The organism is Streptomyces sp. AK010, assembly GCF_014207295.1.
Lineage (GTDB): Bacteria > Actinomycetota > Actinomycetes > Streptomycetales > Streptomycetaceae > Streptomyces > Streptomyces massasporeus.
On sequence record NZ_JACHCX010000021.1, the window covers coordinates 17,478 to 40,135 of the forward strand.

18 protein-coding genes are annotated in these 22,658 nt (G+C 72.8%); 8 read left to right on the top strand and 10 right to left on the bottom strand.

The features are described from left to right. Positions 1 to 181 precede the first annotated feature (181 nt). From HDC93_RS31095 to HDC93_RS31125, 7 genes are all read left to right on the top strand, one after another. Positions 182 to 1,963, top strand: a complete 1,782-nt coding sequence (locus HDC93_RS31095) for a YfjP family GTPase (RefSeq protein WP_260419855.1) — start codon at positions 182 to 184, stop codon at positions 1,961 to 1,963. A gap of 265 nt (positions 1,964 to 2,228) precedes the next feature. Continuing rightward, positions 2,229 to 2,705: a single-stranded DNA-binding protein gene (locus HDC93_RS31100; RefSeq protein ID WP_185014169.1), complete on the top strand. Its 477-nt coding sequence runs from the start codon at positions 2,229 to 2,231 to the stop codon at positions 2,703 to 2,705. A 277-nt stretch (positions 2,706 to 2,982) separates the two neighbouring features. After that, complete coding sequence (locus HDC93_RS31105; protein ID WP_185014170.1) at positions 2,983 to 4,383, top strand: Cys-Gln thioester bond-forming surface protein; 1,401 nt, start codon at positions 2,983 to 2,985, stop codon at positions 4,381 to 4,383. 179 nt (positions 4,384 to 4,562) lie between these two features. Continuing rightward, the gene (locus tag HDC93_RS31110) at positions 4,563 to 5,036 is read left to right on the top strand and encodes a hypothetical protein (protein ID WP_185014171.1); all 474 of its coding nucleotides are present in this window, start codon (positions 4,563 to 4,565) and stop codon (positions 5,034 to 5,036) included. Between the two features lie 173 nt (positions 5,037 to 5,209). Continuing rightward, complete coding sequence (gene ettA / locus HDC93_RS31115) at positions 5,210 to 6,874, top strand: energy-dependent translational throttle protein EttA (protein WP_185014172.1); 1,665 nt, start codon at positions 5,210 to 5,212, stop codon at positions 6,872 to 6,874. Between the two features lie 6 nt (positions 6,875 to 6,880). Next, entirely contained in the window at positions 6,881 to 7,294 is a 414-nt protein-coding gene (locus HDC93_RS31120) for a thioesterase family protein (protein WP_185014173.1), read from the top strand. Next, positions 7,291 to 7,959: a hypothetical protein gene (locus HDC93_RS31125; protein ID WP_185014174.1), complete on the top strand. Its 669-nt coding sequence runs from the start codon at positions 7,291 to 7,293 to the stop codon at positions 7,957 to 7,959. Before HDC93_RS31120 ends, HDC93_RS31125 begins: the two co-directional genes overlap by 4 nt. Before the next feature lie 18 nt (positions 7,960 to 7,977). Here HDC93_RS31125 and HDC93_RS31130 read toward each other — a convergent pair whose 3' ends face one another. Continuing rightward, complete coding sequence (locus HDC93_RS31130) at positions 7,978 to 8,391, bottom strand: globin (protein ID WP_031105282.1); 414 nt, start codon at positions 8,389 to 8,391, stop codon at positions 7,978 to 7,980. Between the two features lie 79 nt (positions 8,392 to 8,470). Between HDC93_RS31130 and HDC93_RS31135 the strand changes: the two genes are divergently transcribed. Further along, entirely contained in the window at positions 8,471 to 9,454 is a 984-nt protein-coding gene (locus HDC93_RS31135) for a methyltransferase domain-containing protein (protein WP_185014175.1), read from the top strand. A 21-nt stretch (positions 9,455 to 9,475) separates the two neighbouring features. Here the strand turns inward: HDC93_RS31135 and HDC93_RS31140 are convergent, their stop codons facing one another. The 9 genes from HDC93_RS31140 to HDC93_RS31180 form a co-directional block, all read right to left on the bottom strand. Next, complete coding sequence (locus tag HDC93_RS31140) at positions 9,476 to 10,882, bottom strand: FHA domain-containing protein (protein WP_185014176.1); 1,407 nt, start codon at positions 10,880 to 10,882, stop codon at positions 9,476 to 9,478. Positions 10,883 to 10,914: 32 nt separating this feature from the next. Further along, entirely contained in the window at positions 10,915 to 12,261 is a 1,347-nt protein-coding gene (locus tag HDC93_RS31145; RefSeq protein ID WP_185014177.1) for a VWA domain-containing protein, read from the bottom strand. Positions 12,262 to 12,360: 99 nt separating this feature from the next. Next, positions 12,361 to 13,770, bottom strand: a complete 1,410-nt coding sequence (locus HDC93_RS31150) for a PP2C family serine/threonine-protein phosphatase (RefSeq protein WP_185014178.1) — start codon at positions 13,768 to 13,770, stop codon at positions 12,361 to 12,363. A gap of 3 nt (positions 13,771 to 13,773) precedes the next feature. Continuing rightward, positions 13,774 to 16,317, bottom strand: coding sequence for a serine/threonine-protein kinase (locus tag HDC93_RS31155; RefSeq protein ID WP_185014179.1), 2,544 nt, complete (start codon positions 16,315 to 16,317; stop codon positions 13,774 to 13,776). 17 nt (positions 16,318 to 16,334) lie between these two features. After that, complete coding sequence (locus HDC93_RS31160) at positions 16,335 to 17,669, bottom strand: hypothetical protein (RefSeq protein ID WP_185014180.1); 1,335 nt, start codon at positions 17,667 to 17,669, stop codon at positions 16,335 to 16,337. A 79-nt stretch (positions 17,670 to 17,748) separates the two neighbouring features. After that, the gene (locus tag HDC93_RS31165) at positions 17,749 to 18,795 is read right to left on the bottom strand and encodes a glutamate ABC transporter substrate-binding protein (RefSeq protein ID WP_185014181.1); all 1,047 of its coding nucleotides are present in this window, start codon (positions 18,793 to 18,795) and stop codon (positions 17,749 to 17,751) included. Next, the gene (locus HDC93_RS31170; RefSeq protein WP_185014182.1) at positions 18,792 to 20,246 is read right to left on the bottom strand and encodes a hypothetical protein; all 1,455 of its coding nucleotides are present in this window, start codon (positions 20,244 to 20,246) and stop codon (positions 18,792 to 18,794) included. Before HDC93_RS31170 ends, HDC93_RS31165 begins: the two co-directional genes overlap by 4 nt. A 183-nt stretch (positions 20,247 to 20,429) precedes the next feature. Next, positions 20,430 to 21,401 (bottom strand): BadF/BadG/BcrA/BcrD ATPase family protein, encoded by a 972-nt coding sequence (locus tag HDC93_RS31175; RefSeq protein WP_185014183.1) that lies wholly within the window; start codon positions 21,399 to 21,401, stop codon positions 20,430 to 20,432. Next, positions 21,392 to 22,657 carry a 6-phospho-beta-glucosidase gene (locus HDC93_RS31180; protein ID WP_185014184.1) on the bottom strand — a complete coding sequence of 422 codons (1,266 nt, stop codon included), beginning with the start codon at positions 22,655 to 22,657 and terminating at the stop codon, positions 21,392 to 21,394. Before HDC93_RS31180 ends, HDC93_RS31175 begins: the two co-directional genes overlap by 10 nt. Position 22,658 lies beyond the last annotated feature (1 nt).

Consider the following 22,658-nt stretch of genomic DNA (forward strand, 5'->3'; position numbering starts at 1 on the left):
GCCGGACGACGACGCCCGTAAGCCAGACGCCCGTAGAACGGACGCCCGTAAGTCAGACGCTCGTCAGCCGGACACCCGTGCGTCAGACGCCCCTCAGTCAGCCCTCCGCAAGGCGCGTCGGGCATTCGCGCGCACCACGGGCGCCCGCGAGGCGGACGCGCAGAAGCCGGACGTCCGCGACATGGGCACGGGGACCACCGCCGGCACCGGCGTCGGCACCTCCCGCGGCGCCTCGGACGGCGAGCGCACGCCGCGCACCGATCCGGCCGAGACGGCCTGGGACGACGGACTCATCGCACGCCGGGCCAACGAGACCGCCGGGGGAGACCGGTTCCCCATGACGGACAACCGCTCCGCCGCCCCGCAGACGATCACCCCCCTGGTGTACGACGGGGCGCTGCGCTCCCGGCTCGAGGCCCTGCGCGAACTCGTCGGACTCTCCCGCACCCGGCTCGACAGCCGGACGCTGTCGGAGGCCGGCCGGGTGCTCGACGAGGCGTCGGCGCGGCGCAGGCTCTCCGGGCAACACACCGTCGTCGCCATCGCGGGCGCCACCGGCAGTGGCAAGTCACAGCTGTTCAACGCGCTCGCCGGGGTGACCATCTCGGAGACGGGCGTACGCCGTCCCACCACCGCCGCGCCCATCGCGTGCAGCTGGAGCGACGGGGCCGCCGGCCTCATCGAGCGGCTCGGCATCCCGCCCCGGCTGCGCCGCCGGCCGCTGCCGACCGGGGACGGCGAATCGCCGCTGCGCGGACTCGTCCTCATCGACCTGCCCGACCACGACTCCGCGGCCGTACAGCACCGCCGGCACGTGGACCGCATCCTGGCGCTCGTCGACGCCGTCATCTGGGTCGTCGACCCGGAGAAGTACGCCGACGCCGTCCTCCACGAGCGCTATCTGCGGCCGATGGCGGCACACGCCGAGGTCATGTTCGTCGTCCTCAACCAGATCGACCGGCTGCCCGGCGAGGCCGCCGAGCAGGTCCTCGACGATCTGCGGCGACTCCTCGACGAGGACGGCATCGCCCTAGGCGAGTACGGCGAACCGGGCACGACCGTGCTCGCGCTGTCCGCGCTCAGCGGCGACGGCGTCGGCGAACTGCGCGAGGCGCTCGGCCAGTTCGTCTCCGAACGCGGGGCGCCGAACCGCCGCATCTCGGCCGACGTGGACATCGCCGCGGCCCGCCTCTGGCCCGTCTACGCCACCCAGCGCCGGACCGGCCTCAGCGAACAGGCCCGGGAGGAGTTCTCCGACCGCCTCGCGGACGCGGTGGGCGCCACGGCGGCGGGTGAGGCGGCCGAACACGCGTGGCTGCGCAACGCCAACCGCGCCTGCGGTACGCCCTGGCTGCGACTGTGGCGCTGGTACCAGGACCGCGGCGAGCCCACCACGGGCCGGCTCCCCGGACGTACGCAGTCCGATGAGGAGGCGACGGCCCGTCAGCGGGTCGAACAGGCGGTACGGACCGTGGCCGACCGGGCGTCCACCGGGCTGCCGGCGCCCTGGGCGCAGGCGGTGCGCGAGGCGGCCGCCCGCGGCTCTCAGGGGCTGCCGGAGGCGCTGGACGAGCTGACCGCGGGCGCGGGCGTGCCGACGGGGCGGCCGCCGCGCCCGGGATGGTGGCCGGTCGCCGTCCTCGTCCAGGCGTCCATGACGATCCTGCAGTTCCTGGGCGGGCTGTGGCTGCTGGGGCAGATCATCGGGGTCGTGGCACCGAACCTGGGGGTGCCGGTGCTGCTGATGGTGATCGGCATCGTCGGCGGCCCGCTCATCGAGTGGAGCTGCCGGATGGCCGCCCGCGGCCCGGCCCGGCGCTACGGCCTGGAGGCGGAACGCCGATTGCGGGAGGCGGCGGCCGGATGCGGCAGGGCCCGGGTCCTGGACCCGGTGGCGGCGGAGCTGCTGCGGTACCGGGAGGTCCGGGAGCAGTACGGGAGGGTGGTGGGGACGGGGCGCTGACGGGCGTGCTGGCCGGGGGTGGGGCGGGGCGGGCTGGTGCGTTGACGGTACGGCCATCCCGGGGCGAGGCGCGGCGCTGACGCTACGCCCACCCGGGGGCATCACCCCTGCGGGTGGCGGCGTTGTCCACAGGCGTTCGGTGATCCACAGCGCTCAGCGGGCCCGGCCCGGCGGCGGCAGTCTGGCAGACACAGCCGTACGGGACGGGCCCGTACGCGTGTCGGTCCGGCGCGGGTGCCGTGGTCCGGGCGAGGGAGGGTTCGCGATGAACGAGACGATGGTCTGCGCGGTCGGCAGGGTGGCGACGCAGCCGGTGTACCGGGAGGTGGCGTCCGGCCCGTCGGCGAGGTTCAGGATGGCGGTGACCGCGCGCTACTGGGACCGCGAGAAGAACACGTGGACGGACGGGCACACCAACTTCTTCACGGTGTGGGCCAACCGTCAGCTGGCCACGAACACGGCGGCGTCGCTGACGGTCGGCGAGCCCGTGATCGTGCAGGGCAGGCTGAAGGTGCGGACCGATGTGCGCGAGGGGCAGAGCTGGACGTCGGCGGACATCGACGCGGTGGCGATCGGCCACGACATGGCATGGGGCACCTCGGCCTTCAGGCGGGCGGGCAGGGCGGAGACGGCGCCCTCGCCGACGCAACCGGAGCCCAACTGGGAGACACCGCCGGAGAGTTCCGCAGAGCAGGGGGACACCCGCGTGCAACACCCGCCGGAGGCAGCGATGCTGACGTGACGTCACTCACCGGACCGTCTGCCCGAACTGCGGCTTATCGACGAGTGCGCGCCGAACCACCAGGGGTTGATTTGTCGATACGCCCTGCTCACCAGGGATCTTGGCGATAACGATTCCGATTCGGATCACTCGTCCGACCGTCCGACCGGCGGGCGGGCTCCCCCACGTCCCTAGGATGCCGGACATGGTTCTCGGGACTCTTGTGTCCTGTGAGTCCTCTGATTCTGCTGGTGGGACCGTCCCCCCACGTCAACGGTCCCGCTCGAAGGGGAATTTGGTGTTTGCTTCGTTCTCTGAGCTGTTCGTACGCAGGCGAGGGGCGACCCGCCTCGCTACCGCGACCGTCCTCACCGGCCTCGTCGCCGCGGCCGGTGCCGGCCCGGCCGCCGCCGACGGGACGACGCAGAGTCAGGGCGGCGCGGCCGCGACGATAGGCGGCCTCAAGACGTACGGCGCGGCCGTCATACACGCCGGCACCGGCGACCAGGAGATCTCGGCGGGCCTGTTCGAGATGTCCGTCGACGGCGGCGGCATGCTCCAGACGTACTGCGTCGACCTCCACAACCCCACGCAACGGGACGCCAGGTACCACGAGACGTCCTGGAGCGGCACGTCCCTGGGCGCCAACAAGGACGCCGGCAAGATCCGCTGGATCCTGCAGAACTCCTACCCGCAGGTCAACGACCTCGCGACGCTCGCGCGCAAGGCGGGCGTGCGCGGAGCGCTGACCGAGCAGGACGCCGCGGCCGGCACGCAGGTGGCGATCTGGCGCTACTCGGACGACATCGCCGTCGACGCCCTCGACCCGCAGGCCGAGCAGCTCGCCGACTACCTGGAGAGGCACGCCGGCAATCTGCCCGAGCCCCGTGCCTCCCTCACCTTGGAACCCTCCGCGGTCTCCGGGCGGCCGGGGGAGCGGATCGGACCGGTGACGGTGCGCACCAACGCGGGCAGCGCGACGGTCACCCCGCCCGCGGACGCCGCGACGAGCGGAGTGCGGGTCGTCGACAAGCAGGGCAAGGCCATCACCCCCACGCCCGACGGCGGGCAGGTGTTCTTCGACGTTCCCGCGGACGCGGCAGCCGGTACGGCGGAACTGACCGTGCAGGCCTCGACCACCGTGCCGGTCGGCCGGGCCTTCGCCTCCGAGAGCCGCAGCCAGACGCAGATCCTGGCCGGTTCGAGCGAGTCGACGGTGTCCGCGACGGCCGGGGCGACCTGGGCGAAGCAGGGCCCGATCCCGGCGCTGTCGGCGGCGAAGAACTGCGCCGAGGGCGGCGTCGACATCATCGCCTCCAACAAGGGCGACCAGCCGTTCACCTTCGAACTGGCCGGCCTGGAGCACACCATCGCCGCGGGCGAGTCCCGCACGGTGACGGTCCCGATCCAGGAGGACCAGGCCTACGACTTCACAATTCACGGCCCGGGCGGCCTGGAGAAGCGCTTCACCGGCGTGCTGGACTGCCAGACCCGCGGCAGCGACACCGGCACCACCACCCAGACCCTCAGCGAACCGAGCCCGGCGACGGTGGGCGGCACGGCCCCGGACACCAACCTCGCCGAAACGGGCGGCTCCGGCATCACCCCCCTGATCGCGGGCGTCGCCATCGGCCTGGTCCTGATCGGCGGGACGACTCTGGTCGTGCTGCGGCGCAGGGAGGCGACGGCGGGGGAGTGACGGCGGCGCACGGCCGGGCGCTGGTCAATCACGTCAGCTGACAGCGGCCGCCGCTCTGCCGTCGGCCCATTCGACCAGGGGCCGGGTTCACAGTGCAGGCTCCGAGCCCCCCGGCCGGTCTCGGTGGCGGAGATCAAAAGCGGCGACGCCAAAGGTCTCCGTGTGGCACGATCCGCCGCGTGGAGTGGGTGACTCTCGTGGGTACGGCTCTGGGGGTGGTGCTCGGTGTCGGGGCGACGCTGGCCGGTGAGCATCTGCGTTGGCGACGTACTGTCAGGGACAGCAGGCTGCAGGACCGCCGGACCATGTATGCGGACTGCCTGGTCGCTCTTCGCGGAGCGCACGAGGCGATGCGGCTGGTCGCCGACGAGAACCACATGGATCCCCAGACGAGGGCGGCCAAGATCCGGCAGGCGTTACAGGCCGCCTCCGCGTGCGATGAGGCGCGAGAGCGGCTGGTGCTGACGCCGACCGCCGACCTAACGCAAGCCATGGACGGCTCGTACCACTCGCTGCGCGACATTCGCGAGGCGCTCGCGTCGGGGTGCACGATCGCGTCCGAGGAGTACCAGGCCGCCAGGCAGATCCACGGAGACGCGACCCGGGCAGCGCGCGTGGTCCTCCGCGCGGACCTGGCCGCCCTGGAGGCCTGACCGGTCGCCGTACAGCGGCTCAGGCAACCGACTGTGACTGCCGGGTCCCAGCCACCACCAAGAACCCCCAGGTCAGCCGCCCCCGCCCATACGCGTTTCCGCCCAGGGGTGGCGGTACGGCAAGATGGGGTGTATCTGCCCACTGCCAGTTTCAAGCTGCCGGACGGTTTCTCTTGGCTGAGTTCATTTACACCATGCGCAAGGCGCGCAAAGCGCACGGCGACAAGGTGATCCTCGACGACGTGACGACCAGCTTCCTGCCGGGGGCGAAGATCGGCGTCGTCGGCCCGAACGGCGCCGGCAAGTCGACGATCCTGAAGATCATGGCCGGCATCGAGCAGCCGTCCAACGGTGACGCCTTCCTCACGCCCGGTTACACGGTCGGCATCCTGCTGCAGGAGCCCCCGCTGACCGAGGACAAGACCGTCCTGGAGAACGTCCAGGAGGGTGTCTCCGGGATCAAGGGCAAGCTCGACCGGTTCAACGAGATCGCCGAGCAGATGGCGACCGACTACACCGACGAGCTCATGGAGGAGATGGGCAAGCTCCAGGAGGACCTCGACCACGCCAACGCGTGGGACCTGGACGCCCAGCTGGAGCAGGCCATGGACGCCCTGGGCTGCCCGCCCGGCGACTGGCCCGTCACCAACCTGTCCGGTGGTGAGCGCCGCCGCGTCGCGCTGTGCAAGCTGCTGCTGGAGCAGCCCGACCTGCTGCTGCTCGACGAGCCCACCAACCACCTCGACGCCGAGTCGGTGAACTGGCTGGAGCAGCACCTCGCCAAGTACCCCGGCACCGTCGTAGCGGTCACCCACGACCGGTACTTCCTCGACAACGTCGCCCAGTGGATCTGCGAGGTCGACCGCGGTCGCCTCTACCCCTACGAGGGCAACTACTCCAAGTACCTCGAGACCAAGGCCGCCCGCCTCAAGGTCGAGGGCCAGAAGGACGCCAAGCGGCAGAAGCGGCTCAAGGAAGAGCTGGAGTGGGTGCGGTCCAACGCCAAGGGGCGGCAGGCCAAGTCCAAGGCGCGTCTGGCCCGCTACGAGGAGATGGCCGCCGAGGCCGACAAGATGCGGAAGCTGGACTTCGAGGAGATCCAGATCCCGCCGGGCCCGCGCCTGGGCAACGTCGTCGTCGAGGTCAACAACCTCAGCAAGGGCTTCGGCGACAAGCTGCTCATCGACGACCTCAGCTTCACGCTGCCGCGCAACGGCATCGTCGGCATCATCGGCCCGAACGGCGCCGGCAAGACCACCCTGTTCAAGATGATCCAGGGCATCGAGGAGCCGGACTCCGGCGCCATCAAGGTCGGCGACACGGTCAAGATCTCCTACGTCGACCAGAGCCGCGAGAACATCGACCCCAAGAAGTCCCTGTGGGCCGTGGTCAGCGATGAGCTCGACTACATCAACGTCGGCCAGGTCGAGATGCCGTCCCGGGCCTACGTGTCGGCCTTCGGGTTCAAGGGTCCGGACCAGCAGAAGCCGGCGGGCGTGCTCTCCGGCGGTGAGCGCAACCGTCTGAACCTCGCGCTCACCCTCAAGCAGGGCGGCAACCTGCTGCTCCTCGACGAGCCGACCAACGACCTCGACGTCGAGACCCTCTCCAGCCTGGAGAACGCGCTGCTGGAGTTCCCGGGTGCGGCCGTGGTCGTCTCCCACGACCGGTGGTTCCTGGACCGAGTGGCCACGCACATCCTCGCCTACGAGGGCGAGTCCAAGTGGTTCTGGTTCGAGGGCAACTTCGAGTCGTACGAGAAGAACAAGATCGAGCGGCTCGGTCCGGACGCCGCTCGTCCGCACCGCGCCACCTACAAGAAGCTGACCCGGGGCTGATCGATCTTGCGGCACATCTACCGCTGCCCGCTGCGCTGGGCGGACATGGACGCGTACGGCCACGTCAACAACGTGGTGTTCCTCCGCTACCTGGAGGAAGCCCGTATCGACTTCCTGTTCCGCCCGGAGAGGGACTTCAAGCAGGGGTCCGTGGTGGCACGCCATGAGATCGACTACAAGCGGCAGCTCGTCCACCGGCACCACCCGGTGGACATCGAGCTGTGGGTCACCGAGATCAGGGCCGCGTCCTTCACCCTCACCTACGAGGTGAAGGACGACGACCAGGTCTACGTGCGGGCCTCGACGGTGATCGTGCCGTTCGACTTCGAGGCGCAGCGCCCGCGCCGGATCACCGCGGAGGAGCGGGAGTTCCTCCGCGCGTACATGGATGACGCCGAGGAGGAGGCCGTCGCCGCATGACGGTGCTCCACCTCGCCGACGAGGGGGAGGCGGCGGATCTCGCGGCCTTCCTCTCCCGGCTGCTCCACTACGACCGTGGCGCCGCGGTGCGTCTGCAGGCGGCGGGCACCGCACTGGCCGTCTTCGGCCGGCCTCCGTCCTTCGAGGTGCTCGCCGTGCGGGCGGTGCGGCTGGCGAAGCCGTACGAGAAGGGGCTGGAGGTCACGCTGGACGTGACCGTGTCCGCCGGTGAGTTCCTGGAGACGGTGGACGAGAAGGCCGGCACGGCGCTCGTGCCGAGCGCGGTGACCGGGCCGCCGTGGGCGGGGGTGCTGCCGCCCCGCGGGAACTGGCGCTCCGAGCCGGGGCTTCCCGCGCCGGATGCCCTGCGGTCCCTGGTCGCGGCCGTCGTCGCCGAGTTCCGGTCCCGTACACAGGAGTTGCCCGCCGAGCTGCGGACCCGCGCCGAGCTGGACCGGATCGGCGCGGACATCTGGTCCCGCACGGTCGGGGACACCCGGCTGCCCGTCCGGGCCGTGCACGCGGCGCAGTCCCTGGGCTTCCTGCGGCCCGGGGTGCCGCTGGGGCTGCTCTCGTCTGGCGCGTGGCTGAGGCTGCGCACGCCGTACGGGTCCATCGCCGTACGACGTGCCGGGCTCGGGGCGCTGGACGTCAGCGTCCGCTGACCTGGCCCTCGACGGCCGTCAGCCCTCGGTGTTGACCATCGAGGCCGCCGCGTACGTCAGGTACTTCCACAGCGTGTGCTCGTGCTCCTCGGACAGGCCGAGTTCGTCGACGGCGACCCGCATGTGCTTCAGCCACGCGTCGTGCGCCGCGCGGTCGACCGCGAAGGGCGCGTGCCGCATCCGCAGCCGCGGGTGGCCGCGGTTGTCGCTGTACGTCGTGGGGCCGCCCCAGTACTGGATGAGGAACAGCGTGAAGCGCTCCTCGGCCGGGCCCAGGTCCTCCTCGGGGTACATGGGCCGCAGCAGCGGGTCCTCGGCGACTCCCTCGTAGAAACGGTGGACGAGCCGACGGAAGGTCTCCTCCCCGCCGACCTGCTCGTAGAAGGTCTGCTCCTGAAGCGTGCCGCGCCGAATCTCATTCACGCGATCCATGGTCTCAGACGCCCCGGCATAGGACTCAAGCCCTAGGACCCTGCCCCTCCTGTGAGGTCCCTCCCCCTACTGTGGAGACATGGGCGGTTACGCACCCGGCAGGGAGCTCGACGGTCTCGCCGCCGCCGCGCGGGCGGCGCTGGTGCGGCGGATCGAGGCGAGCGGAGCCCTGGACGCCGATCCGGGCTGGCGGGAGGCCTTCGCGACGGTCCCGCGGCACCTCTTCGTGCCGTACTACTACGTCGGTGTCGCCGGCGGCTACGAACGCCGCTGGGGCGAGAGCGCCGCCCCCGAGGCGCGGGAGCGGTGGATGCGGGGCGCCTACGAGGACACCCCGCTGGCCACCCGGCTGCGCGACGGCGAGCTGCTGTCCTCCAGCAGCCAGCCGTCCCTGATGGCGGACATGCTGACCGCGCTGGGCGTCGCCGACGGCCACACGGTCCTGGAGATCGGCGCCGGCACCGGCTACAACGCGGCGCTGCTGGCCCACCGATTGGGCGACGACAAGGTCACCACCGTCGATCTCGACCCGGAGATCACCGAGGCGGCCCGGCGGCACCTGGCCGCGGCCGGTTACCACCCGGTGGTCGTGACGGGCGACGGTGCCCGGGGCGTGCCGGGGCGCGCGCCGTTCGACCGGATCATCGCCACCTGCGCGCTGGGCGGCGTCCCGCGCGCCTGGGTCGCCCAGACCCGCCCGGGCGGCCGGATCCTCATGCCGCTCGCCACCGGCCTGATCGTGCTCACGGTGACCGGCGCCGGACAGGCCGAGGGGCGGTTCCTGCACACGCCCGCCTACTTCGTGCCGCTGCGCGGCGCGGGCCGGCCCGGCGGCGAGCCGGTCCAGCTGGGCGGGGTGCCGCACCGGGCCCGGGAGGACGACCTGTTCCGCTTCCTGCTGGCCCTGACCCGCGGCAGCCTCGACCCGCAGGAGGCGCACGCGCTCTGGGAGCAGGAGGGCAGGCCGCAGCGCGAGCGCTACGGCATCACCGTCAGCGAGGAGAGGGAATGGGCCTGGCTCGACGACCCGGAGGGGCCGTACGCCTGGCCCCTCCCGTCGTGAACGGCCTGCCGGCGCGGCGGCTCAGCCGCGGCGGATCGTGATCGTCGTCCAGGCGCCCACGTGCACCCGGTCGCCGTCCTGCAGCGGTACGGGGACGAACGGCTGGATCGGTTCCTCCGAGCCGTTGACCGTCGTGCCGTTCGTCGAGTTCTGGTCGACGACCGCCCAGCTGCCGTCCGGCTGCTGGACCAGCACCGCGTGCTGGTGCGAGACGCCCGGGTCCTCCGGCGGCGTCGACAGGTCGATGTCGGGGGTGTCGCCGGTGGAGTGCCGACGGCGGCCGATGGTCAGCTGGTTGCCGGTGAGCGTGCGCTGCTGCTCGGGCGAGTACGCGGGCAGGTTCAGACCCGCGGCCTCGGGGCCGGAGCGGTGCATCATCGCCATGAAGTAGTCGCGGTCCGGGCCGATGGTCGCGGTCCACGTGGCGGGTCCCTGCGGCGCCTGGGGCTGCTGGGGGAAGCCACCGGGGCCGGGCGGGGCCTGGGTCGCGCCGGGCGGCGGGTAGCCGTAGCCGCCCTGACCGGAGGCGGGACCGGGGCCGCCGGGGCCACCGTGGCCGCCAGGGCCCGACGTCGGCGGGGAGATCATCCAGTCGTCGTCACCGCCGCCGAAGGACGGACCGCCCTGCTGCGGGGGCCGCTGGGTCTCCTGCGGGAAGCCGGGCGGGGCCGGCGGGCCGGACTGGTGGAAGGCCTGCGGAGCACCGGGACCACCGGGGCCGCCGGGTCCGGGCGGGGGCGGGACCGGCCGGGAAGGGTCGGCACCGAAGTTGCCAGGGCCGCCGGGACCACCGGGGCCGGGAGGGCCGCCGAAGCCGCCCGGGCCACCGGGACCACCGGGGCCGGGCGAGGTCGGGGCAGGGCCGGGCTGCGGATAGCCGTAGCCGCCGCCCTGCGGGCCACCGGGGCCGGGGCCACCGGGGCCACCCGGGCCGGGGCGGCCCGACGGGTCGCCGCCGAACGGCGGGATCGGCTCGGCCGGGCGGTTCATCTGTGACGGACGGGACCCCTGGTACTCGTAGGAGTCACCGCCGCCGTACGACGGGCCGGGGGGCGGGCCGCCCTGCTGGCCCGGTGGCTGGAAACGCACGCCCGGGCCGGGCGGCGGGGCCGCGGGGGTGTACGACGTCGCCGTGTTCGTCAGGAAGTTCCACCGGCACTCCTCGCAGAACGGCGCGCCGCCCTCACGCGGCGTACGGCACTGCGGGCAGAGCTCCGGCTCGGCGTTCGGCACGGCGGACAGATGCGGCGGGCGTCCGCCGGGCTGGCCACCGGGGCCCTGCGGGCCGCCCTGGCCGGCGGGGGGCGGGAAGCCGTAGCCGCCGGGCGGCGGGGGAGGAGGCGGAGGCACGGCACCCGCCATGCGGTGACCGCAGACCTCGCACCAGTCGTCGGAACCCGACTGGTGTCCGTTCGGGCAGGTCGGCATGTCGGCGCGTCCCTCCTTCGATCTCTTCCAGGTCACTTCTTGACGCGAACGGTCTTGGTGGAGCGGGTTTCGAGCGTCATCTCGTCAGCCTCCGCGACCTTCGCCTTCAGTCGCACAGTACCGGTCGCGGCGTCGACCACGTCCACCACCTTCGCAAGCAGTTTCGCAGTATCGGCGTTCCCGGAGGCACTCGCGAGCTGAACGGCCCGGCCCAGTTTGGCCGTTGCTCCATCCATATCGCCCGACTTGCGAAGATCCAGCCCCTGTTGGATGACTTGTGCCAGTTCGGCCTGCCCGGTGTAGTGGGCGACCTGAGGGTTGATCGACGTCGAGGCGACCATGTCGTCCGTCCACACGGCCCGCACCAGGCCCTGCGCGCCGAGGTTCTGGGCGCTGCCGTCAGGCTGCGGAATGACCAGGGAGATCCGGGCCGCCAGCATCTCCTGCCCGATGTGCGCCACCGGGACCTCGACGCAGACGTGGTAGTCACGGGACTCGTCTCCCCAGGAACCAAGGGGATAGTCGCCCGCGCGCGGGCCCGCCTCGGTGCGCCGGCCGGTCAGCTCCTCGACCGTCGGCGCGACCTGCTTGACGAACTTCACGGTGGTGTCGACCGGGGTCCACAGCCGCAGGGAGACGTCAGCGACCTCCTTGCCCATCGCCGTCTCCATCATCTGCGTGAAGTCGGCGGCGAGCGCGGCCGGATCGGCGACGATGTCGGCGGTGCCGAGCAGGGCCGAGGCGACCCCTGTGACTTCTTTCACTTCCCAGTCGGTGCCCACGCCGCGCGCGTCACACGTGAAACGCCCGGCACACGCGTCGAGCGCGGCCTTCAGGTCCTGGGGCGACTCGTGCTCGTTGCGGCCGTCGGTGAGCAGGATGCCGTGCCGGATCGCGACGTCCGCGGAGGAGAGCAGGCGGTCGGCGAGTCTCAGCCAGGTGCCGATGGCCGTGCCGCCGCCGGCGCTCAGCGAGCGCAGCGCCTGCTTGGCCTGCTCGCGGGTGGTGGCGTCGGCGACCGCGACGCGCCCGCCGCCCGGGTAGACCTCCTTCGCCACGTGCGTCCCGCCGATCACCGCGAAGTGCACGCCGTCGCGCAGGGTGTCGATCGCCGCGGCCGTCGCATCGCGGGCGTTGCGCATCTTGGTCGGCGGGTAGTCCATCGACCCCGAGCAGTCGACCATGATCGCCACGGCCGCCGACGGGCCCTGGCCGGGCGAGTAGAGGTGGGGCGCCGCGACCGCGCTGCCGATCGTGCCGCCGCCGGTCGCCGTCACCGTGACGATGGCGTTGACCTCGCCGACGCCCTCCGGCAGGTACTCGTTCTGGTAGACGTCCACCGAGAACTGGGGCACGTTCGACTTCGAGAAATTGGCCATGCCTGCTTCGATCCCCCTCCAAAGCCCCCGCCGCGGCGGGGTGATGACGGTAGGCGGACCGGTCCCCTCCGGTCCGCCGAGGCGTCCCCGTACGTGGCCTCAGGCCGATCCTGCCCCCTGGGGCACGGCCGGGAACGGCACGAGCGCCACTGTTACGTTGTCGTGGCCCCCGCCGTCCAGCGCGTGGCCGAGGAGCACCCGGGCGCTGTGCAGGGGGTGCACGGCGGCGTCGAGGGGGACGACCCGCGCCATCTCCTCCGCCGCCTCCGCGTAGTTCCACAGGCCGTCGGTGCAGACGACCACCACGCCGGGCCGGTCCGGCTTGAACGCGGCGGTGTGCGGTTCCAGTTCGTAGGCGTCCGCGCCGAGCCAGCCGGTGATCGCGTGGGCGCGCTCGTCGGCGTAGGCCTCGGCCTCGTTCATCAGGCCCGCGGCGACCATCTGCGCGGCCCAGGAGTCGTCCTCGGTGAGCCGGGCGGGGGGAGCGCCGCGGTCGACCGGGATCCAGTAGGCGCGGCTGTCGCCGACCCAGCCGACGATCAGCAGGCCCGACGTCACCACGGCGCCGACGATGGTGCACGCGGGGGCGTTCTGGTGGGGGGCCTGCTCGCGGGCCGTTTCGGGTTCCGCGGCGAGCGAGTTGACGGCGCGTGAGGCGGCGAGGATCGCGTCGTGCATCGCCTGCTGCGGGTGCGTGCCGCGCGGCAGGGCCGCCAGCAGCGTCTCGCCGGCCGCCTTGGACGCCGCGGCGGAGGCGTCGTCGGGGCGGGTCGCCGAGGAGACGCCGTCGCAGACGATCGCGACGGAGGCGGGGGAGCCGTCGGGCAGCGCGGTGGTGCCGATGGCGAACGCGTCCTCGTTGCGGTGGTGGCGCAGACCGCGGTCGCTGACCGCGGCCACCGGGCCGGACTCCTGCTCCATGTGGTCCCGTTCGCGCGGCTGGGCGTGGCCGCAGTTCTCGCAGTAGCCGTCGTCGTCCACGCGGCCGGCCCGGCAGGCGACGCAAACCTTGCCGCCGGCGCCCGCGGCCTGCGCCGCCGGCTCGGCGGACACCCGTGGGTCCGGTGCCTGGAGGAGGTACTCGTCGGGCTGTGTCTGGTAGATCTCCGGCGACGCGGCGGGCCCGTCGGGCTGCGGCGGCCGGTCGAACCGCACGCCCGCGGCCGGCGGGGCGCTCGGCGGCGGGGGTGTCCGAGGCGGCAGCGCGGAGCCGCCCGAGTCGGTGCCCGGCAGGTCCGCCGGCAGGTGCACCGCCTCCGGGGCACCCGAGCCGTCGGGCCCGGGGGCGGGCCAGGCCGCTCCGGCGGGTGGCGCCGGCGGGGGCTCGGGGTACGCACCGGCCGGAGCGCCCTGGGCGGGCACCGAGCCGTTCATGGCGATGGTCGGGTTGTCCTGAGGCCGTGCCGGCACGGCGGACAGGTCGTATCCGCACGCGCCGCAGAAACGGTCACCCGACTCGAGGGGTTCCTCGCAGCTCGGGCAGGCGGACAACTGGGGCATCTGCGACATCAACTACACCCACGTCCGGGGGCGGTAACGATTGGCACGTTCCACCAGGTCGATCCTCTCCTCGCCGCCCCGCGCCAGCCGGGCCAGCATGCGGTACGAGCGTTCCAGACCGAAACGCAGGCCCCGCTCGTCCAGGCCACTGCCGAGCAGTGTCCGTCCCCCGGCGGCGGGAGGGGCGCAACCCTGGCCCCCGGAGAGTACCCAGTCGAGCGCGCAACCGAGGACTTCGGCCGACAACTGCTCCCGTCGCGCCGGATCCAGACCGTACGCCTCCAGCGCCTCGACCTGCGCCGCGGCGGCCGTCAGATCCTCCAGGAACGGCGCGTCGGAGGCGCTCGCCGTGCGCTGCCGCAGCCGCGCCCGGACCGCCGCCACCCGCGCGGCCGTGTAGTGGATCGAGGACTCCGGGACCGACTCCAGCGTCCGTACGGCACCGCGCCGGTCCCCGGTCGCCAGCTGGACGCGGGCCAGGCCGAACGCGGCGCTCACATAGCTCGGGTCGGTCGACCACACCAGCCGGTAGTACTCGGCGGCGTTGTCCAGCTGCCCCAGCACCTCCGCGCACAGGCCGAGCGCCAGCTTGGGCGCGATCTCGCCCGGGAAGGCGTCGTAGATCGCGTCGAAGGCGAGCGCGGCGCCCTCGTCGTCGCCGGTCACCAGTGCGGCCACGCCCCGGTACCAGACCACCCGCCAGTCATCGGGCCGCTCACCCTCCAGCGCGACCAGCGCCTGCAGCGCGGCGGCCGGTTCACCGGTCTCCAGCCAGGCCCGGATCTGCCGCAGCCGCGTCTCGATCGACGGGGCGGGGGCGGCTGCCAGGGCCCCGAGCAGTTCCACGGGGGCGGAGGTCATCAGGCCCGCCAGGAAACCGGCGTTGGGGTCGGTCGGGTCGACGCGCGGGACGGGCAGGGCGAAGGCGGCGGCGGGGGTGTCGACGGGCTTGACGAGGCTCCGCGGGGTCTCGGGCCGCTGCTGCGGCAGGGCGGCGGGAGCGCCCGCGCCGGCCCGGGCACGCACCACCCGCGCTCCCAGGCGGGACACTTCGCCGTCCAGTCTGGGGAACAACTCCGTGTCCGTGACCCGCAGTTCCGGTCCGAACAGTGTGGACAGGGCGGGACGGGCGCGGCCCGTCTGCAGGGAGACGACCTCCCGCAGGACGCCCGTCAGCTGCTCCGTCATCTCCTGCGCGGAGGCGAACCGGCGCGCCGGGTCGGGATCCGTGGCCCGGACCAGGAGCCGGTAGAACGACTCGTACTGCCGGAACACCTCGATGTGGTCCGGGTCGGGCAGGGAGTCCACGTAGACGTTCGTGTAGCCCTGGAAGTCGAAGGTCATGACGGCGAGGGTGCGGGCGACGGTGTAGAGGTCGCTCGCCACCGACGGGCCCACCTCGGCCACCTCGGGGGCCTGGTAGCCGACCGTGCCGTAGATGGCCGACTCCTCGTCGTCCATCCTGCGCACCGCGCCCATGTCGATCAGCTTGAGCTGGTCCTCGGTCTGGATCGCGTTGTCGACCTTGAAGTCGCAGTACAGCAGGTTCCGGCTGTGCAGGTGCCCGAGCGCCTCCAGCGCCTCGATGCCGTACGCGCAGGCCTGCTCCACCGGCAGCGGGTCGCGCCTGCCCTGGGCGGTGCGGCGGGCGTTGGCGATCTCCTTGAGGGACTTGCCGCCGACGTACTCCATGACGATGTAGCCGTCGAGCGAACCCGTGCGCTGGTCCAGGTGCTCCACGAAGTTGTAGATCCGCACGATGTTGGCGTGCTCGATCTCCGCGAGGAAGCGCCGCTCGGAGATCGCCGCCGCCATCGCGTCCTGGTCGCCCGTGTCCAGCAGGCCCTTGAGGACCACCCAGCGGTCCGAGACCGCCCGGTCGACGGCGAGGTAGATCCAGCCCAGCCCGCCGTGCGCCAGACAGCCGACCACCTCGTACTGGCCGTGCACCACGTCCCCGGCCTGCAGCTTCGGCACGAAGGAGTACGGATGGCCGCACTTGGTGCAGAAGCCCTCCGTACGGCCCGGCCGGTCACCGCGCGCCCGGCCCACCTGGGCGCCGCAGTCGGAACGCGAGCAGAACCGCTTCCGCTCGGGCACCTCGGGGTGGTCCAGGACCATCTCGCGCGGGTCGGGCCGCGGGATCGGCGGCACCTGCACCAGACCGGCGCCCAGCCGGCCCCGGGACCCGGAACCGGCGGTCGAGCCGGAGCTGCGCACCGACACCGAGCGGCCCGTCGACTTGCCCGACAGCGACCGCGACAGGCGCCCCGACACCGACCGCCGGGACTTCGACGACTGGGACGACGTCCGTGAACTGCGGCCGCTGGAGCGGGAACTGCCGCTGCCGGCGGACCCGCGGGAGCCGCCCCTGCCCCCGGCGGTGATGCCGGTGGGAGGCGAACCGACCTCGCCGTCCGCGGCGACGACCGGGGCCAGACCGCAGGTGTCGCAGTACAGTTCGCCGCCGCCCACGTCCTCGTACGTGCCCTCGCACGTCGGGCGCTGGCAGCTGCGCGGAGCCCCGCCCGCCGGCTCGTGCGGTGCCTGACTCATGGACTTCCCCTCGTCGCTCACGCGCCCGGCCCCCTCCGGTCGTCCTCGGGCACACCCTGCCCCGGCACCCGGGGGCCGCCGAACAGCTCCGCCGCCGCGTGCTGGTAGCGCAGCACCGCCTGCTCGGCGGCGCGCAGGTCGCAGGGCGCGCTCCACAGCATGCGGCGCGCCTTCTCGTACCGCTCCACCAGCAGCGCGTCCTCGGCGAAGCCGTGCCGGGCGACCTTCGCCTTGTACGCGTCGAGACGGCCGCGCAGCTCGGCGCGGACCGCCAGCGGGGCGGTGACCGCCGTCAACGACTCACGGGCGCGCAGCAGTTCGTCCTCGGCCTTCTGCTCCAGCGACTCCAGCAGCGGGGACAGCCGGTGCCACTGCGCCTGCCTGCGGTACTCGGCCGCCGCCGCCAGCTGCTCCTGGAGCACGGTCGGCGGCCCGCCGACGACCGGCACCTCCGTCGCCGCGATCTTCGCGAGGACCTCGCCGCGTGCCGTGCGTGCCTCGGCGAGCGTGCGGTCCGCGCGGCTGAGGATGTCCCGCAGCTTCACGATCCGCTTCTCGGCGTCCTGCCGCACGGTCAGGACGGCGTCGATCTCCCGGCGGACCTCCTCCAGGGCGCGCGCCTCGCGGTCGTACACCGTCGTGTCCGGCCGGCCGCCGCCCGGCGCCGAACTGCCCTCATGGGCCTGCCAGAACGCCAGCGGGTCCGAGATCACCTGCTCGCGCAGCTTCGTCAGTATCCGCGTGATGCGCTCCAGGTCGTCGCCCGCCGGGTGCTCGCCGGGGCGCACGCCCACCGAGTGCGCGAGCCGCCGGGTGCGCTGGAGTTCCGCCGCGAGCAGGTCGATCCGGGCCGGCAGGGCCGACCAGACCGCGTCCGCGGCGACCACCATGTCCAGGCTCGTCGCGTACAGCTCGTTCATCCGGTCGACGAGCGTACGGAGCGAGTAGCGCTCGCTGAGCTTCGTCGGACTGCCGTGCAGGGTGGGGGCGTTGGCCGTCGCCGAGGCGCTGCCCGCGACGGTCACCGAGTCGCCGTTCAGCAGCTCCGTCAGCTCCACCAGGTCCTCGCGGCTGGACCAGCGGCGGCGCGAGCGGATGTCGCGGGCGGAGCGCAGCGCGTCGGTGTACGCGTCGAAGTACGTCCACAGCAGCGTGATCGACGCCTCCGTGGACGTCCAGCGCTCCCGGGTGACGCCGGTGAGCTCGGCGCCCTCCAGGAGTCTGCGGCCCGCGTGGTCCTGCAGGGCGAGGAGCGAGGTCTCGATCGCCTCGTGCTCCGCGCCGAGCCGCGCCAGCGCACGGTCCACCTCGTCCCGGTCCATCACCGGCCCGGTGGATCCCGTGACGCCCATCGATCACCTCTCGCTGCGGTCGTGTGTCGTGTGTCGTCTGTCGTCTTCTGATGCGGGGGTTCGCGGGTTCGGCAGGGTGTCAGGTGGTGCGGAGGTACTGCGGTGCCGGTGGTTCCGACTTCTTCGCATCCTTGCCCAGGGTTGCCGACAGCCATTTCTCGTACGACGCCTGCCAGCCGTTCGCGGTGTCCTTGCGGTAGTCCACCAGGATCCGGTTGACCCGGCGCACCAGATCGTCCGCGTCCTTCTTCATCGCCACGCCGTAGTACTCGGCAGTGAAGGCGTCGCCCTTGAGCTGGACCGTCGGGTCCTGTGCCGCCTGGCTCGCCGCGAGGGCGCCGTCGGTGACCACGGCGTCGACCTCGCCGAGCTGGAGCCTCACCAGGCAGTCGAGTTGGTTCGGGACGGTGGTGGAGATGTCCGTGCTCGCGGGGAGCCTGCCGTCCTTCCGGTCCGCCTCCAGCGCGGCGAACGCCGTGGAACCGGCAGCCGTGCAGATCCTGCGGTCCGCGAGCGTGTCGTCGTAGCCCTCGACGGGGGAGGACTTCGGGGCCAGGACCTGCTGGCCCGTCTTGAAGTAGGGCGCGGAGAAGGCGACGTCGTCGATGCGGTCGCAGTTGATCGTCATCGTGCGGACGACCATGTCGACGCGGCCGTCCTCGATCGCCGGGATGCGCTGGTCGGTGGGGATCGCCTTGAACTGGACGGCGTCCGGGTCGCCGAGAATGTCCTTCGCGATGCGGTGGACCAGGTCGATGTCGAAGCCCTCGAGCTCCGCGGTCTTGCCGCTGTTGGGGTTGCGGTAGCCCCAGCGGTAGCTGTTCTGGTCGACGCCGACGACCAGCTTGCGCTTCTCGCCCGTCCGGTTCTTGATCGCGCGGATGGTGTCGCCGTCGGCCGAGGAAGGGGACAGCGTCTGCTTCTCGGGGGCCTCGCAGTCCTCTTCCGCCTCGGTCCCGGCGGTGTGGGTGGTCGCGGTGGTGTTCTGGGCGGTCGTGGTGAGCGGCGGCAGGCAGAGGGCCACCAGCGCCACCAGGGCGCAGACGACTGCCATCGCGGTCACTCCGCCCCAGCCCCTGAGCGCGTCTCGCACGGTCGTTCCTCCCTTCGCCCCTGCCCCGTTCATCGGTACTCCGACAGCCTGCGGCCGATGCCCACGACCGCGCCCGCGGCGCCCAGCACCGCGAGTACGGCCACGCCCGCCGCCATGCCCGTCAGCGCGTCGCGGCCGTCGCCCGCCGCGCGCTTGAACTCCGTCTCCTCGTGCGCGAGTGCCGTGCGCAGGTTCTCGTCGACGCTGTCGAAGCACTCGCCGGTCGCGCCCTTCGCGCCGATGACCCTGTCCAGCGCCTGCTGGTAGTTGCCGTTCTCGTCCTGCTCGCGGGCCGCGGTGTGGCGCTTCTTCCACTCCGTCATGTTGCCCACGGCGGCGGTGACGGGGCGTTCGCCCAAGGTGTCGTCGGCGAGCTTCTCCGCTGCCGCCAGCTTCACGGCGAGGGCCTTGATGTCCCTGCCGAAGTCGTAGTCGTAGGCGTCGTAGGTCCTGTCGCCGACCTTCTTCGTCTCGGAGCCGCGGGCCACCAGGGTGAGGTTCTCGTTGCCCCTGGCCTTGAGGGAGGCGATGCGCGCGTCGTGCAGGACGTTCAGGGAGCGGACGCCGTGGTCGTAGGAGTCGGTCAGGCCCGCGCGGGCGAGGGTGTGGCCGACGACCAGCCAGAGGAGGACGACCGTGGCCGTGGCCGTGGCGGCCACCAGGCCGTGGTTCAGGACCCTGTTCGTCCGCCGGTAGTTGCGGTGCTGGGCCCAGGCGAGGGCCGCCAGGGCGGCGACGCCGAGGGCGATGGCCGCCCAGGGGTAGGGCGTGGCGTCCGCGTAGTCCGCGCTGAGGCGCTGGTTCTCCTTGGTGTAGAGGTCCTCCGCCGCCGGGAGCATCTGGTGCTGCATCTTCTCGTTGGCGTAGCGGAGGTACGCGCCGCCGACGGGGAAGCCCTGGCGGTTGTACGTACGGGCGCGCTCCACCAGGCCCTTGTACTCCGGCAGGAGCTTGTTGAGCTTGGCGATCGTCGCCGTGGACGGGGAGTCCGGTTCGGCGTTGGCGGCGGCGTTGACGAGCTTCCCGGCGGCCGTGCGGATGTCCCGCTCGTAGCGGTCGCGGGTGGTGGCCGACTCCTGGCCGCCGGCCAGGAAGCCGCTGGAGGCGGCGGTGTTGGCGTCCGCGAGGGAGCGGTAGATGTCGGCGGCGTCCGAGCTGAGGGGCTGGCTGCGGGTGAGGACGTCGTCGGCGGCGGCCGCGCGGCCGGTCATCTGCCAGGCGGTGACGGCGCCGAAGGCGACGACGATGAGGGCCAGCAGGGCGCCGATGATGCGGAGGCGGCCGGGTTCCGTCGTGGCCGCGGAGCGCAGCTGGTCGAGGCCCTCGGCGAAGGCGGTGCGGCGGGGGGTCGTGGAGGGGGGTGCGGCGGGGGCCGGGGCGGTGCCGGGGGGACCGGAGGGGGGCGCCGGCTGGGCCGGTACGGCGGGCAGGATGGGCAGGCCGGGGCCCGGTGGTGGCGGGCTGCTCTTCGGCGTGTACGTCACTGTGACCTCCCCCGTGGTCATCCGTCGCCGCAAGTATCGCTGCCGGGACCGACATCCGCACCGGCCTTGCCCCGATCTTGATCGGATCGCAGCGTGGAGCGCGCCCCCTCGCACCACCCCTCGTCCAGGAACACGTACGGGGAGTTGGTTCGGTTCCCGGACGAGGGGTGCGCCACGGTCGCCCTAGCCGTCGTAGGACGTCCGCAGCTTCTCCTGCGCCCCCTCCGCCGCACCGACGTGGTCCAGTCCCAGCAGCGCCGCGCCCAGCACCGGGCGGGACGTCACCACCTGCGGTACCGCCTTCGGTGCGCGGTCTGTCAGCAAGTGCGCGATGTGGTCGTTCAGTTGGGGGTGCCGGGCGGCCAGGACGCCGCCGCCCAGGAGCACGGGGGTCTCCTCGGCGAGGAGGTCCAGGCGGGTCAGGGCGACGACCGCCATGCAGACCACCTCCTCGGCCTGGCGTTCCACGATCGCCCGGGCGATCGGGTCGCCGTCGGCGGCCGTGGCGAAGAGGACCGGGGTCAGTTCGTGGCGCCGGGGCGTCGGGACGTGCTCCAGGTGCAGCGCCTCGACGAGGGCGTACATGGAGGGCAGGCCGAAGTGGGCGGGCAGGGTGCGGGACAGGGCGGTGGGGGCGCCGCGGCCGTCCTCCGCCCGGGACGCGTGCCACAGGGCCTCCTCGGACAGGCCCCAGCCGCCGCCCCAGTCGCCCGAGACCCGGCCGAGGGCCGGGAAGCGGGCCGTGCGGCCGTCGGGGCGCATGCCCACGCAGTTGATGCCCGCGCCGCAGACGACCGCCACCCCCCGGGGTTCGCGGGCACCGGCCCGCAGGATCGCGAAGGTGTCGTTGCGGACCGTCACCGTCGCCCCCCAGGCGCGTTCCCGCAGGGCCGCGGCCAGTTGCTCCTCCTCGACGGGGAAGTCGGCGTTGGCGAGGCATGCCGAGACGTGGGTGACCGAGGTGAGCCCGGCGGCGGTGAGAGCCTGTGCCACGGTTGCGGCGAGGCCGTTCATCGCCGTGTCCACGCCCACGGCCGGGGGACGGAAGCCGCCCCCGCGTGCCGCGGCGAGGACGTCCCCGTCCGCCGTCACGATCGCGACGTCCGTCTTGCTGTTGCCCGCGTCGATGGCGAGGACACGTGCGGTCACGCCCACGCGAGGTGCTCCCGGTTGTGTGCGATCAGCCGGTCGGTGAGCGTCTCGGCGTACGCGTACTGGCCGACGAGGGGGTGGGAGAGGAGAGCGCGGAAGACGCGGTCCCTGCCGCCGTGCAGGGCGGCCTGGAGGGCCAGGTCCTCGTAGGCCGTGACGCCGGCCATCAGGCCCGCGTAGAGCGGGTCCACGGGCGGGACGGGGAGCGGGGACGCGCCCTTGGCCCCCATGGCCGCCTGGACCTCGATCACCGCGTCGTCGGGGAGGAACGGCAGGGTGCCCCGGTTGTACGTGTTCACCACCTGGTACGGCGAACCGCCGCCGCCCAGCAGGGCCGCCGCCAGGTCCACCGCCGCCTCCGAGTAGAAGGCACCGCCGCGCTTTGCGAGCAGCTCCGGCTTCTCGTTAAGTGCCGGGTCGGCGTACATGGCCAGCAACCGGCGTTCCATCTCCGCGACTTCGGCCGCCCGGGACGGCTTCGTCCCCAGCTCCCGTACGACCTCGTCGTGCGCGTAGTAGTAGCGCAGGTAGTAGGAGGGGATCACGCCCAGCGTGTCGAGCAGGGGGCGGGGCAGGCGGAGGTCGGCCGCGATCGTGTCGCCGTGTTCGCCCAGCAGTTTCGGCAGGACGTCCTCGCCCTCCGGGCCGCCGAGGCGTACGGCCGTCTCCCAGGTGAGGTGGTTGAGGCCGACGTGGTCCAGGTGGATCGCGGAGGCCTCCACGGCCAGCAGGGCGGCGAATCTGCGCTGCAGGCCGATCGCCACGTTGCACAGGCCCACCGCCTTGTGGCCCGCCTGGAGCAGGGCGCGGGTCACGATGCCGACCGGGTTGGTGAAGTCGATGATCCAGGCCCGGGGGCTGGTGCGGCGGACTCGGTCCGCGATGTCCAGGACGACCGGGACCGTGCGCAGGGCCTTCGCAAGGCCGCCGGCGCCGGTGGTCTCCTGGCCCACGCAGCCGCATTCCAGGGGCCACGTCTCGTCCTGCTGACGGGCCGCCTGGCCGCCGACGCGGAGTTGGAGGAGGACCGCGTCCGCGCCGTCCACCGCCTCGTCGAGGTCGGTCGTCGTGGTGATGCGGCCCGCGTGGTCCTGGCGGGTGAGGATGCGGCGGGCCAGGCCGCCGACGAGGTCGAGACGGTCCTGCGCGGGGTCCATGAGGACCAGTTCCTCGATGGGCAGGGTGTCCCTCAGGCGGGCGAAGCCGTCCACGAGTTCGGGGGTGTAGGTCGAGCCTCCGCCGACCACGGTGAGTTTCATG

Excerpts from the sequence above, each read along its gene's own strand:
- HDC93_RS31125 (WP_185014174.1), top strand. The coding sequence starts at position 7,291 with ATGACGGTGCTCCACCTCGCCGACGAGGGGGAGGCGGCGGATCTCGCG.
- HDC93_RS31160 (WP_185014180.1), bottom strand. The coding sequence starts at position 17,669 with ATGGGCGTCACGGGATCCACCGGGCCGGTGATGGACCGGGACGAGGTG.
- HDC93_RS31140 (WP_185014176.1), bottom strand. The coding sequence starts at position 10,882 with ATGCCGACCTGCCCGAACGGACACCAGTCGGGTTCCGACGACTGGTGC.
- HDC93_RS31165 (WP_185014181.1), bottom strand. The coding sequence starts at position 18,795 with ATGAACGGGGCAGGGGCGAAGGGAGGAACGACCGTGCGAGACGCGCTC.
- HDC93_RS31130 (WP_031105282.1), bottom strand. The coding sequence starts at position 8,391 with ATGGATCGCGTGAATGAGATTCGGCGCGGCACGCTTCAGGAGCAGACC.
- HDC93_RS31180 (WP_185014184.1), bottom strand. The coding sequence starts at position 22,657 with ATGAAACTCACCGTGGTCGGCGGAGGCTCGACCTACACCCCCGAACTC.
- HDC93_RS31100 (WP_185014169.1), top strand. The coding sequence starts at position 2,229 with ATGAACGAGACGATGGTCTGCGCGGTCGGCAGGGTGGCGACGCAGCCG.
- HDC93_RS31155 (WP_185014179.1), bottom strand. The coding sequence starts at position 16,317 with ATGAGTCAGGCACCGCACGAGCCGGCGGGCGGGGCTCCGCGCAGCTGC.
- HDC93_RS31150 (WP_185014178.1), bottom strand. The coding sequence starts at position 13,770 with ATGTCGCAGATGCCCCAGTTGTCCGCCTGCCCGAGCTGCGAGGAACCC.
- HDC93_RS31135 (WP_185014175.1), top strand. The coding sequence starts at position 8,471 with ATGGGCGGTTACGCACCCGGCAGGGAGCTCGACGGTCTCGCCGCCGCC.
- HDC93_RS31145 (WP_185014177.1), bottom strand. The coding sequence starts at position 12,261 with ATGGCCAATTTCTCGAAGTCGAACGTGCCCCAGTTCTCGGTGGACGTC.
- HDC93_RS31095 (WP_260419855.1), top strand. The coding sequence starts at position 182 with ATGGGCACGGGGACCACCGCCGGCACCGGCGTCGGCACCTCCCGCGGC.